Source organism: Streptomyces sp. NPDC000134 (assembly GCF_042899225.1).
Taxonomy (GTDB): domain Bacteria; phylum Actinomycetota; class Actinomycetes; order Streptomycetales; family Streptomycetaceae; genus Streptomyces.
On sequence record NZ_JBIAZN010000009.1, the window covers coordinates 23,244 to 36,016 of the forward strand.

The following is a 12,773-nucleotide window of genomic DNA, read 5'->3' on the forward strand; positions in this document are numbered from 1 at the left end:
CTGCGGGAGGAAGGGGCGCACCGGCCCGACGCGCCCGCGCTCCGCCCGCCCAACGAACGCCGGGTACGAGCCACTTGGCCCGGACGAGCGGCCGATACCTCTCTTGTCATGGCCAGTTCGTGGCGTTTACTTTTGCCGCTCCTGACGCCATGTCGAGGGAGATGTTCATGGCCGTACGCGGCCGGCACCGCCGGTATCAGCCGAACAGGATCAACCGGGCCTCACTGACCGTCACCGCCGGCGGCGCCGGCATGGCGCTCCCGCTCATCGGCACCGGCAGCGTCCAGGCCGCCGACGTGGAGACCTGGGACCGGGTCGCCGCCTGCGAGGCGACCGGCGACTGGGACATCAACACCGGCAACGGGTACTACGGCGGACTTCAGTTCACGCAGTCCACGTGGGAGGCGTACGGCGGTACCCGGTACGCGCCGCGCGCCGACCTGGCCACCAAGGACCAGCAGATCGCCATCGCCGAGAAGGTGCTCGACGGGCAGGGACCCGGCGCCTGGCCGGTGTGCTCGCAGCGCGCCGGACTGACCCGGGACGGCGGCGCCCCCGACATCCGCCCGGCCGGGGGTGAGAAGAAGGACCCGGTCGGATCGTCCGGCAAGGACAGCGAGGGCGGCGAGGGCGGCAAGAGAGCCGAGGGCGGCAAGAGAGCCGAGGGCGGCAAGAGAGCCGAGGGCGGCGAGCAGGCCGCCGACGTGCGGCCGCAGACCACCCCGCAGTCCCGGGCCGGACGGTCCCGGATGTACACCGTGATCTCCGGGGACACCCTGTCCGGCATCGCGGACGAGCGGCGGCTCCGGGGCGGCTGGCAGGGGCTGTACGACGCCAACCGCGAGGAGATCGGTGACGACCCCGACCTGATCTTCCCGGGCCAGGAACTGTCGCTGACCGGCGGCTCCACCGGGCGCAAGCCCGCGAAGACGTCCGGCGGCAAGGCCGAGGAGAAGGCCGGGAGCAAGAGCGAGAGCAAGTCCGGCGGGAAAGCCGAGAGCAAGACCGGCGAGAAGGCCGAGAAGAAGTCCGGCGAGAAAGCCGGGAGCAAGGCCGAGAAGAAGCCCGGCGAGAAGGCCGGGAGCAAGAGCGAGAAGAAGTCCGGCGAGAAGGCCGGGAGCAAGAGCGAGAACAAGGCCGCGCCGCAGAAGAAGTCGTCCGACAGCGGGGCCAGGGCGACGAGCGGCCACACCATGGTCGCCCCCGTCGACGCCGCCATCGGCACCCCGTACCGGAAGGCCGGTTCCTCCTGGTCGAAGGGCTACCACACCGGCGCCGACTTCCCCGTGCCCACCGGTACGTCGGTGAAGTCGGTCGCCGCGGGCCGGGTGGTCAGCGCCGGCTGGGCGGGGTCGTACGGCTACGAGGTGATCGTCCGGCACGCCGACGGCCGCTACACCCAGTACGCCCATCTGTCGGCGATCTCCGTGAAGGCGGGGCAGAGCGTCGGCGCGGGCCAGCGCATAGGGCGCTCGGGGTCCACCGGGAACAGCTCGGGCCCGCACCTCCACTTCGAGGTGCGGACCGGGCCCGGCTTCGGCACGGACGTCGACCCGCTGGCGTACCTCCGGGCCGGCGGGGTCAGGATCTGACCCGCTCGCGGCACCGGTCCGGCACGGGCAACGGGACGTACGGACCGGCGTAGAACGGGCACAGCGGCACCGCCTCCACGCCGGCCGCCGCCCCGACCGGCTCCTCGGACCCGGAACCGGACCGGGGCTCGGTCGTGGAACCGGCCCCGGGCGCGGCGGGCGCGGACGGCCGTGACGCCGCCGGGCCGGGCACGAGCACCCGCTCGGCCGGCTCGGGCGACGGCACCCGGTCCGCGGCCCCGGCGTCCGCCTCCACCGCCGTACGCGCGATCCGCTCCGTCGTGAGCAGGATCAGCCCGCCGGCCGCCACCACCCCGCACCCCAGGGCGAGCACCGTGCCCGCGGTGCCGTACCGGAAGGTCTCGCCGAACATCGTGATGCCGACCGCCGCGGCCACCACCGGGTTGACCACCGTCAGCGTGGCCAGCGGGGCGGCCAGGCCCGCGTCCCGGTAGGACGCCTGGGACAGCAGCATGCCCGCCGTGGCCAGGACGCCGATCACCGCGAGGGCGGGCAGGTCCCCGGCGGAGACGCCGCCGGTCCAGTCGACGGCGACCGTCTTGGTGAAGACCGAGGACATCCCGAAGGCGATGCCCGCCGCGGTGGCGAGCAGCATGCTGCGGGCCGCCGGGTGCCGGTGCGCGGCCCGGCCGGCCACCATCAGCGCCACGACCACCGCGCCGGTCACCAGCGCCACCCCCCAGCGCTGGGGGGCGGTCAGGGAGTGCGAGCCGGCGGAGCCGACCAGGGAGAGCAGGCCCGCGAGGCCGACCGTGGCCATGATCGCGCCCCGCCAGGCCGTGGCACCGGCCCGGCGGCCGACGAACACCGCGGCCATCGGCAGGGCGAAGACGATGGTCAGCGCGCCGAGCGGCTGCACCAGGCTGAGCGGGCCGCAGGCGAGCGCCACCACGTGCAGCAGGCCGCCGAGTCCGTTGAGCGCGACCGCCGCCCACCAGCTCGGCCGGCGCAGCGGCGCGTACTGCCGGTCGGGGGAGGAGACCGCGACCTGCTCCTGCACGATCGCGCCGCCGGCGTACGCGACGGCGGACACCAGGGAGAGCACCACGGACAACGCGAGGGCGCTCATCGGCTGCTCCTCTGCGTGAGACGGGAGCCCGGCCCGGTGGGCCCGGCCCGGCGCGGCGTGCGGTCGGCTTCCATGGACAACACCATGCCGCGTCGGGAACTTCCCGTCGTCAGCCCTGAGCACGCATTGGCTCCTACTGCCGATGGAGTACGCGGGGGGTGCCGTCCTCCCCAGGGTGGGCGCCGCCGGCCACGCGACCCCGACCGGACCCCCTAGGGGGGCCCGGAAACCACCGGCCTCCGTGGACCTCGATACGGAACCCGCCGCCCTTCCTTTCTCCGGCCCGGTCACACCAACTTCCCCTCCAGGCACGGGAGTTGCCGCCTGCACCACCGCGCCCCCCGCGGGACCCCCGCCTTCCCGCGGGCCCCGCGCTCTTCCCCACCGGCCCCATCTGGGTGACCATGGGCGGACCAGTCGCCGAGAACGGGAGGTTCCGGGTGCGTGTGGGACTGCTGACCCGGGAGTACCCGCCGGACGTCTACGGCGGTGCCGGCGTCCATGTCGAGTTCCTCGCGCGGGAACTCGCCGCGCTGGTCGACCTGGACGTGCACTGCTGGGGCGAGGCGTCCGGCGCCGACGCCGCCGGGGTACTGCGCCACCGGCCCTGGTCCGCCCTCGACGGCGCCAACGACGCGCTGCGCACCTTCTCCGTGGACCTCGCCATGGCCGCCGCCCTGGCCGGCCGCGAACTGGTGCACTCCCACACCTGGTACGCCAACCTCGGCGGCCACCTCGCCAAGCTGCTGCACGGCGTCCCGCACGTCATGACCGCCCACTCCCTGGAGCCGCTGCGCCCCTGGAAGGCCGAGCAACTCGGCGGCGGCTACGCCCTGTCGAGCTGGGCCGAGCGCACCGCGATCGAGACCGCCGACGCGGTGGTCGCCGTCTCCGGCGCGATGCGCGAGGACATCCTCGCCTGCTACCCGGCGCTGGAGAAGGACCGGGTGCACGTCGTGCACAACGGCATCGACACCCGCCTGTACCGCCCCGACCCCGCCACCGACGCCCTGGACCGGATCGGCCTGGACCGCTCCCGTCCGTACGTGCTGTTCGTCGGCCGGATCACCCGGCAGAAGGGCGTGCCCCATCTGCTGCGCGCGGTACGGGACATCGACCCGGCCGCGCAGGTCGTGCTCTGCGCCGGGGCGCCCGACACCCCGGAGATCGACCGGGAGTTCCGCGAGCTGTACCGGGAACTGAGCCGGGTCCGCGCGGGCGTGCACTGGGTCCCGCAGATGCTGCCGCGCCCGGAGGTCATCCAACTCCTCACCCACGCCGCCGTGTTCGTCTGCCCCTCGGTGTACGAGCCGCTGGGCATCGTCAACCTGGAGGCGATGGCCTGCGGCACGCCCGTCGTGGCCTCCCGGACAGGCGGTATCCCGGAAGTCGTGGCGGACGGCGAAACCGGGGTACTCGTCGATGTGGACGACGACTTCGAGGCGGGCCTCACCCGGGCCCTGGACTCGGTCATCGGCGATCCCGCGACCGCCCTCCGGATGGGCGGGGCCGGACGGGAGCGCGCGGTGGACGAGTTCGGCTGGGACGCGGTGGCCCGCCGCACGGTCCGGCTCTACGAGGAAGTCCTGGAACAGGCTTAGGCGGTCGGGCCCACGGGCAGCCATGGGCCACAGCGAGGGTGGAGGGGAGCGGCCATGCGTCGTGGAGGTCCTTCGGTGCTCGGCATCGTCCTGGCGGGCGGGGAGGGCAAGCGTCTGATGCCCCTGACCGCGGACCGGGCCAAACCGGCGGTCACCTTCGGTGGCACCTACCGGCTCGTCGACTTCGTGCTGTCCAACCTGGTCAACGGCGACGTCCTGCGGGTCTGCGTCCTCACGCAGTACAAGTCGCACTCGCTGGACCGGCACATCACCACCACCTGGCGGATGTCCAGCCTGCTCGGCAACTACGTCACCCCGGTCCCGGCGCAGCAGCGGCTCGGCCCGCGCTGGTACCTGGGCAGCGCCGACGCGATCCTGCAGTCGCTCAACCTGGTCTACGACGAACAGCCCGAGTACGTGGCGGTGTTCGGCGCCGACCACGTGTACCGGATGGACCCGCGGCAGATGCTCGCCCAGCACATCGAGTCCGGCGCGGGCGTGACCGTCGCCGGAATCCGGGTGCCGCGCGCCGAGTCAGCGTCGTTCGGGGTGATCACGCCGGGCTCCGACGGGCAGACGGTGCAGAGCTTCCTGGAGAAGCCCGCCGACCCGCCCGGCCTCGCCGACGACCCCGAGTGCGTCTTCGCCTCGATGGGCAACTACCTGTTCACCACCAAGGCCCTGATCGAGGCACTGCACCGGGACGCCGAGGACGAGAACTCGGTGCACGACATGGGCGGTTCGATCCTGCCCCAGCTCACCGAGCGCGGCGAGGCCGCGCTGTACGACTTCAGCGACAACCACGTGCCCGGCGAGACCACCCGCGACCAGGGCTACTGGCGGGACGTGGGCACCCTCGACGCCTACTACGACGCCCACATGGACCTGATCGCCGAGCGCCCGGCGTTCAACCTCTACAACCGGCAGTGGCCGATCTACACCCACTCCGGGCAGTTGTCGCCGGCCCGGTTCAACGCGGGCGGCATCGCCAGCGAGTCGATCGTCAGCGCCGGGTGCCTGATCCGCGGCCAGGTCACCCGGTCCGTGCTGTCCCCGGGGGTGGTCGTCGACCCGGGGGCGGTGGTGCAGGGGTCGGTGCTGCACGACAACGTGCACATCGGGCGGGGCGCGGTGGTGCGCGGGGCGGTGCTGGACAAGAACGTCCAGGTGCCGCCGGGCGCGACCATCGGCGTCAACCCCGAACGGGACGCGGAGCTGTACACCGTCTCCAAGGGCGGTGTGATCGCGCTCGGCAAGGGGCAGCGGGTGCCGTAGCGAGGCCGGTGCGGGACCGGGGTGGCGGTGGCCTCCGGGGCTGTTGTCATGTCCCTGGACGGCAAGCGGAATCCGTGTTGTCATGCATCTGCTGTTACATCGATGTAAAGCGTCGCCGTGACAGCAGAGGCAGACACCGACCGCAGAACCCTGAGCCACCAGCCACCCCCCGTCCCCAAGGAGAGGGTCCGTGCGCATCAGACGACTCAGAGACCGCTTCGCGCTGCTGCTCGCCGCCGCGCTCGGCACCGCGGGACTCACCGCCGTGCCCGCCGCGAGCGCCGCCGACGGCCCCGCCCCGGAGGTCCACGGCCTCAAGGGCGAGTACTACACCCAGTCCGCCCCCGGCGCCTTCGACTTCCACGAGCTGAAGGCCACCGCCTTCGACCCGGAGCTGGACTTCGACACCCTGGAGCCGCGCCTGAACTTCACCACCGGGCAGTCGGACGACGTCAGCGTCCGCTGGACCGGCAAGCTGGTGCCGGAGCGGACCGGCGCCCACACCTTCTCGGTCTCCGCCGACAACGGCTTCCGGCTCTGGATCGACGGCCGGCTCGCCATCGACCACTGGGTCGACGACTGGGACCGGGAACAGACCGCCGAGCCCGTCGAGCTGACGGCCGGCCAGGCGTACGACGTCAAGCTGGAGTACTTCGAGCACTACGGCGGCTCCAACCTGCACCTGCGCTGGACCGAGCCCGGCGGCGCCAAGGAGGCCGTCCCCCGATCGGCGTTCCGGCTGCCCGACGGCTTCGACTACAACGGCCCCACCGCGGCCACGGTCCTCGCCACCGGCCGCACCCTCAAGCTCGACTTCGCCCAGCCCCTCGCCGCACCCCCGGCCGGCCTCGCCGGCCACCTCGACGCGGTGATCGGCGGCGCCCGCTGGCCGCTGGGCGACGTCCGGCGGGACCCGGCCGACCCCAAGGCCCTGCTGGTGGGCCTCGCCGAACCCGTCGTCGGCAACAGGACCGGCACCGCCCGCGGCACCGCCGACCTCCGCTACGACGGCGAAGGCGGCCTCACCGACGCCGAAGGCAACGTTGTCAACGCCTTCCTGACCAGCGGCCCCAACCGCTCCACCTACGAACTGCGCACCGAGTGGGCCGACGAGGTCGGGCCGGACAACGCCCACCCCGAGTACCCGCGCCCGCAGCTCACCCGCGCCGACTGGCGCAACCTCAACGGCCGCTGGCAGTTCGCCGCAGCCGAGGAGGGCGAACAGCCGCCGGTCGGCAAGACCCTCGGCGAGCGCATCCTCGTCCCGTACCCGGTGGAGTCCCAGCTCTCCGGCATCCAGCGGCACGAGGACCGCATGTGGTACCGCCGCACCTTCACCGTGCCCGAGGACTGGCACATCGGCTCCGGACAGCGCCTGCGGCTCAACTTCGGCGCGGTCGACTGGCGCAGCGAGGTGTACGTCAACGGCATCGAGGTCGCCGACCACCAGGGCGGTTACGACAAGTTCAGCGCCGACGTCACCGACGCCCTCAAGCCCGGCCGCGTCCAGGAGCTGATCGTCGGCGTCTACGACCCGACCGACGCGGCCGGCGGCGAGAACCCGCCGATGGGCAAGCAGCGCCTGGACCCGAGCGGCATCTGGTACACGCCCAGCTCCGGCATCTGGCAGACCGTCTGGATGGAACCGGTCGCCCGCGACCACGTCGACTCCCTAAAGCTCACCCCGGACACCGACGCCTCCACCCTGACCGTCGAACCGCGGGGCGTGCGCGACGGCGTACGGATCACGGCGACGGCGTACGCCGGACACCGCAAGGTCGCCACCGCCACCGGACGCACCGGCTCCCCGCTGACCCTGCGGATCACGAACCCGCGCCTGTGGTCGCCCGACGACCCCTTCCTGTACGACCTGAAGGTCACCGTCGGCTCCGACCGCGTCGGCAGCTACTTCGGCATGCGCTCCATCGCGGTGGAGAAGGTGAACGGCGTGCCGCGCACGGTCCTCAACGGCGAGCCGGTCTTCATGATGGCCACCCTCGACCAGGGCTTCTGGCCCGACGGCCTGCACACCGCCCCCACCGACGAGGCCCTCGCCTCCGACCTGAAGCTGCACAAGCGGCTGGGCTTCAACTCGGTGCGCAAGCACATCAAGGTCGAACCCGACCGCTGGTTCTACTGGGCGGACCGGCTCGGCCTGCTGGTCTGGCAGGACATGCCCGCGATGAACGCCGGGACCAGTCCGTCGGCCGCCGCCCGCGCCCAGTACGAGGACGAGATGAAGGAGATGATCGACGAGCACATCAGCAGCCCCTCGGTCGTCATGTGGGTCACCTTCAACGAGGGCTGGGGCCAGTACGACATCGGCCGGATCGCCGAGCAGGCCAAGCGCTGGGACCCGACCCGGCTGGTCAACAACCAGTCCGGCCTGAACCTCGGCGCCGACGGCGACGCGGGCGACATCATGGACGAGCACGGCTATCCGAGCCCCGCCCTGCCGCCCCGGCCGGACGGCGAACGGGCCCTGGTCAGCGGCGAGTACGGCGGCCTCGGCCTGGCGGTGCCCGGCCACGCCTGGTCGGTGCAGCAGTCGTACGTCGACGTGGACCCGGCGACCTACACCGACGACTACCTCGCCAAGCTGGCCGAGGTGCGCGCCCTGGTGTGCCGGGGGAGCAACGGCGCGGTCTACACCCAGATCAGCGATGTCGAGGGCGAGCTGAACGGCCTGACGACCTATGACCGCAAGGTCCTCAAGCCGGACGTCCAGCGGGTGAAGGCCGCCCAGGAGGCCCTCGTCCGGGACGCGTCCCGGCCGGTGCCCGCCGGATGCCCGGCCGCCTGAGCACCCGTCCGGCGCGGACCGCCCGGAGGGCGCCGGGGGCCGGTCCGGGCGGGCGCCCGGACCCGGTCCGGGCGCCCGCCCGCACGGTCGGCCCGCAGCCGTCCGGGTGGGGAACGCCACCACGGGCGGTGCCACCCGCGCCGACCTGACCGCAGACGCCCCAAGAGTCCCGCCCCTCTCACCAGGGGCGGGACGTCACACGTTGTTAACTGAGCGTAGCCGGATCGTACTTGACCGTAATCGGCGGAGAGCGATTGACTGCTTGCCTCCATCCGTCATCGACGCGAGGCCAGCCCGTGACCGCAGACCTGCTCGCTCCCCTCGATCTGGCGTTCTGGAACATCGAGACCCCCGAGCACCCCATGCACCTCGCAGCCCTCGGGATCTTCCCGGCCCGCTCGCCCACCGCGGGCGCCCACGCCGCCGACCTGCTGGCGGCGCGTGCGGCCGGAGTGCCCGGTCTGCGGATGCGCATCCGGGACGCCTGGCAGGTGCCGCTCGCCCTCCGGCAGCCGTTCTCCTTCGGCGGTGCCACCCGCGAGCCCGCCCCCGGCTTCGACCCGCTCGACCACGTCCACCTGCACGCCCCGGCCGGCGACTTCCACACCGACGCCGGCCGGCTCATGCGGCGCCCGCTGGACCGGGACCGGCCGCCCTGGGAGGCCCATGTACTGCCCGGCGGGGACGGGACCTCCTTCGCGGTGCTGTTCAAGTTCCACCACGCGCTGGCCGACGGACTGCGGGCACTCGGCCTGGCCGCCGCCGTCCTGGACCCGATGGACCAGCCCGCGCCCCGCCCCCGCCCCGAGCCGCCCCGGCGCGGCCCGCTGCCCGGCGTGCGCGCCCTGCCCGCCCTGCTGCGCGACGCCCTCGCGGACGCGGGCCGCGCCCTGGACATCGGCGCCTCCGTCGCCCTGTCCACCCTCGACGCCCGCCCCTGCGCCGCGCTCACCGCCGACTCCTCCGGCACCCGCCGCACCGCCGGCGTCGCCCTGGACCTGGACGACGTGCACCGCGTCCGCAAGGCCGAGGGCGGCACCGTCAACGACGTACTGATCGCCGTCGTCGCGGGCGCCCTGCGCCGCTGGCTGGACGAGCGCGGCGACGGCAGCGAGGGCGTCGCGCCCCGCGCGCTGATCCCCGTCTCGCAGCGCCGCCCCCGCTCCGCCCACCCGCGGGGCAACCGGCTCTCCGGCTACCTGATACGGCTCCCCGTCGGCGACCCCGACCCCCGCTCCCGCCTCGGCGCCGTCCGCACCGCCATGGACCGCAACAAGGACGCCGGACCCGCCCGGGGCGCCGGTGCCGTCGCGCTGCTCGCCGACCACGTCCCGGCGCTCGGCCACCGGCTCGGCGGGCCCCTGGCCGGGCAGGCCGCCCGGCTCTGGTTCGACATCCTGGTCACCAGCGTGCCGCTGCCCAGTCTCGGCCTCCGCCTCGCCGGCCACCCGCTCGCCGAGGTCTACCCCTTCGCCCCGCTGGCCCGCGGCCACTCCCTGGCGGTGGCCGTCTCCACCTACCGGGGCCGCGTCCACTACGGGCTCGTCGCGGACGCGCGGGCCGTCCCCGACCTGGACCGGCTCGCCGCCGCCGTGACCGAGGAGGCGGCGGCGCTGACCGCCGTCTGCGGCGGCTGATCCGGGCGGTTTGGCGGCCGGACCCCCCGCTCGCGTAAAATCCGCCGTTCGAAAGCGGACGCGAGTCGGAGCGCCGCGACGGTGATCAGGGAACGGCAGCGGCGATGACGGTGACACAGGACGACCCGGCGACCACGGAAGGGGCGGACACCTCGGAGTACGGCCCCGGCATCGACCCCGAGCGGCTCGCGGTCTGCCTCAGCGTGCTGGAGGAACTCGACGAGCTCGACGTCGACCACCCCGACGCGATCCTGGTGCGCCGGGCCACCTCGCACATCTACCGCACGGTCAAGCAGCGCCGCCGCCAGGAACGCCGGGCCGCCAAGACCGCCCACGACAAATCGGTCACCGAGGCCACCGCCACCGGCTCCGCCGAGCGCATCGACGACGAGACCGAGGGCATCCTGCCCTCCTCCCGCACCGAGGAGGGCACGATCGCGGGGATACTCCAGCGCCCGCGCTCCTGCTACGTCTGCAAGCAGCGCTACGTCGAGGTCGACTACTTCTACCACCAGCTCTGTCCGGGCTGCGCCGCCGAGAACCGGGTCCGCCGGGAGGCCCGCGCCGACCTCACCGGCAAGCGGGCGCTGCTCACCGGCGGCCGGGCCAAGATCGGCATGTACATCGCGCTGCGGCTGCTGCGCGACGGCGCCCACACCACGATCACCACGCGGTTCCCCAAGGACGCCATCCGCCGCTTCAAGGCCATGGAGGACTCCGGCGACTGGGTCCACCGCCTGGAGGTCGTCGGCATCGACCTGCGCGACCCCGCCCAGGCCGTCGCGCTCGCCGACCGGGTCGCCGAGCAGGGCCCCCTCGACATCCTGATCAACAACGCCACCCAGACCGTACGCCGGCTGCCGTCCGCGTACGCGGCCCTGGTCGAGGGCGAGAGCGCCCCGCTGCCCGCCGGTGAGCTGCCCGCCCACCAGGTCATCGGCGCCTTCGGCTCCGGTTCGGTCGACGGGCTCGCCGCGCTGCCGGCCGGCGTCAGCGGGCTGACCGCCCAGCAGGTCGCCGACCTGGCGCTGGTCGCCGGGAACGCCAGCGTGGTCCGGCACCGCGAGGGCACCGCCATCGACGCGGGCGGCCTGGTCCCGGACGTGGTGGATTCCAACACCTGGGTGCAGACCATCGAGCAGATCTCCCCGGTGGAGCTGCTGGAGACCCAGTTGTGCAACTACACGGCGCCGTTCATCCTGATCAGCAAGCTCCGTCCGGCCATGGCCGAGGCCGCGCGCCGGGCCGCCTCGCACCGCGCCTACATCGTCAACGTCTCGGCGATGGAAGGGGTCTTCGCCCGCGGCTACAAGGGCGCCGGGCACCCGAACACCAACGCCGCCAAGGCGGCCATGAACATGGTGACGCGGACCAGCGCGCAGGAGATGTTCGAGACCGACCGCATCCTGATGACTTCCGTCGACACCGGCTGGATCACCGACGAGCGGCCGCACTTCGACAAGCTGCGCCTGGCCGAGGAGGGTTTCCACGCCCCGCTCGACCTGGTCGACGGCGCGGCCCGGGTCTACGATCCGGTGGTCCGCGGCGAGCAGGGCGAGGACCTGTACGGCGTCTTCCTCAAGGACTACGCCCCCGGCAAGTGGTGAGCGCTCACCAGGCGCCGCCCGGAGGGGAGTTGCGGACCGCGGCCGGCTCCGGGCGGCGGTCCGCGACATATGTTCGAAGGATTGTCCGAACAGTGGGCCGAACGGGTGAGTCGTTTCCCGGGCAATGCGCGGCATAGCGGACGAGGCTGTCCAACTGTGCGCCATGAGAAGCGCAATGGTTACGTAGAGTTTGCAGTGCCATGGAGCGGGCCCCCGCTCATCTGGTTAGTCTGGATCGGACGGACAGCAGTACGGGGTCCTACCCACACCCACGGTCCGTCATGGGACGAGCCGGTACACAGCGGCCTGCTTCCCCGAAGACCGGCGCCACCGCGTCCGAACCGCTTTGACCGAGACCCGAGCGGGCGTCAGGGACCGGACAGCAGACTGCCCGGCGAGGCCCGAGGGTGACCGACACATAAGGAGTGCGCGGTGACACCGGAGAAGACGAATCGCGAGCAACGGCCCAAGGAACGCGCGGACCGGGCCGGCCGGCGGCCGGGCCAGATCGGCAGCCTCGACGTGTGGGCCCGGTCCGCCCCCATCCGGCTCGCGGGCTACGAGGACGACCTCGCCGAGCCCCACATCCTGCCCAGCGTGGACTGATCCCACCGGCACCCCTCGACGACCCGGGTCGGCATGGGCGTGGGACACTCGCACCCATGCTGATCAGGGAAGCGACGGCGGACGACTGGCCGCGTATCTGGCCGTTCTGGCACCGCGTGGTCGCCGCCGGCGAGACGTACACCTGGGACCCGGAGACCTCCGAGGAGGACGCCCGGGAGCTGTGGATGAACCCGGCCAAGCGGGTCTACGTCGCCGAGGACGGCTCCGGCGCCGTCATCGCCTCCGCCTACCTCACCCCCAACTACGGCGGCCCCGCCGCCCGGATCGCCAACGCGGGCTTCATGGTCGACCCCGGCCACGCGGGCCGCGGCACCGGCCGGGCCCTCGCCGGGCACGTGCTGGCCGCGGCGAAGGCCGAGGGCTACCGGGGCATGGTGTTCAACGCCGTGGTGGAGACCAACCCGGCGGTGCGGCTGTGGACCTCCCTCGGCTTCACCGTGCTGGGCACCGTGCCGGACGCCTTCGAGCACCCCCGGCACGGCCGGGTGGGGCTGCACATCATGTACCGGGCGCTGTGAGCGTCAGCGGCCCTGGCTCCTGA

Annotated in this window: 9 protein-coding genes; 8 read left to right on the forward strand and 1 reads right to left on the reverse strand. The window is 73.1% G+C overall.

Annotated elements, in window-relative coordinates; all coding sequences use genetic code 11:
• The first annotated feature begins 167 nt into the window (after positions 1 to 167).
• Entirely contained in the window at positions 168 to 1,592 is a 1,425-nt protein-coding gene (locus tag ACFY32_RS15020) for a transglycosylase family protein (RefSeq protein WP_390674406.1), read from the forward strand.
• Here the strand turns inward: ACFY32_RS15020 and ACFY32_RS15025 are convergent.
• Positions 1,582 to 2,682 carry a DMT family transporter gene (locus tag ACFY32_RS15025; protein ID WP_390674407.1) on the reverse strand — a complete coding sequence of 367 codons (1,101 nt, stop codon included), beginning with the start codon at positions 2,680 to 2,682 and terminating at the stop codon, positions 1,582 to 1,584. The two genes, ACFY32_RS15020 and ACFY32_RS15025, sit on opposite strands and share 11 nt — an antisense overlap.
• 440 nt (positions 2,683 to 3,122) lie before the next feature.
• Here ACFY32_RS15025 and glgA point away from each other — a divergent pair, with 440 nt between their 5' ends.
• The 7 genes from glgA (at position 3,123) to ACFY32_RS15060 (ending at position 12,750) form a co-directional block, all read left to right on the forward strand.
• Positions 3,123 to 4,283: a glycogen synthase gene (gene glgA, locus ACFY32_RS15030; protein WP_390674408.1), complete on the forward strand. Its 1,161-nt coding sequence runs from the start codon at positions 3,123 to 3,125 to the stop codon at positions 4,281 to 4,283.
• Positions 4,284 to 4,337: 54 nt separating this feature from the next.
• Positions 4,338 to 5,558, forward strand: coding sequence for a glucose-1-phosphate adenylyltransferase (gene glgC / locus ACFY32_RS15035; RefSeq protein WP_359202009.1), 1,221 nt, complete (start codon positions 4,338 to 4,340; stop codon positions 5,556 to 5,558).
• A gap of 190 nt (positions 5,559 to 5,748) precedes the next feature.
• Positions 5,749 to 8,361, forward strand: a complete 2,613-nt coding sequence (locus ACFY32_RS15040; RefSeq protein WP_390674409.1) for a PA14 domain-containing protein — start codon at positions 5,749 to 5,751, stop codon at positions 8,359 to 8,361.
• A gap of 296 nt (positions 8,362 to 8,657) precedes the next feature.
• Entirely contained in the window at positions 8,658 to 9,998 is a 1,341-nt protein-coding gene (locus ACFY32_RS15045) for a wax ester/triacylglycerol synthase family O-acyltransferase (protein ID WP_390674410.1), read from the forward strand.
• A gap of 104 nt (positions 9,999 to 10,102) precedes the next feature.
• Positions 10,103 to 11,605 carry an SDR family NAD(P)-dependent oxidoreductase gene (locus tag ACFY32_RS15050; RefSeq protein ID WP_390674411.1) on the forward strand — a complete coding sequence of 501 codons (1,503 nt, stop codon included), beginning with the start codon at positions 10,103 to 10,105 and terminating at the stop codon, positions 11,603 to 11,605.
• Between the two features lie 432 nt (positions 11,606 to 12,037).
• Positions 12,038 to 12,211, forward strand: coding sequence for a hypothetical protein (locus ACFY32_RS15055; protein WP_359202017.1), 174 nt, complete (start codon positions 12,038 to 12,040; stop codon positions 12,209 to 12,211).
• A 56-nt stretch (positions 12,212 to 12,267) separates the two neighbouring features.
• Positions 12,268 to 12,750, forward strand: a complete 483-nt coding sequence (locus ACFY32_RS15060; RefSeq protein ID WP_359202019.1) for a GNAT family N-acetyltransferase — start codon at positions 12,268 to 12,270, stop codon at positions 12,748 to 12,750.
• The last annotated feature ends 23 nt before the right edge of the window (positions 12,751 to 12,773 follow it).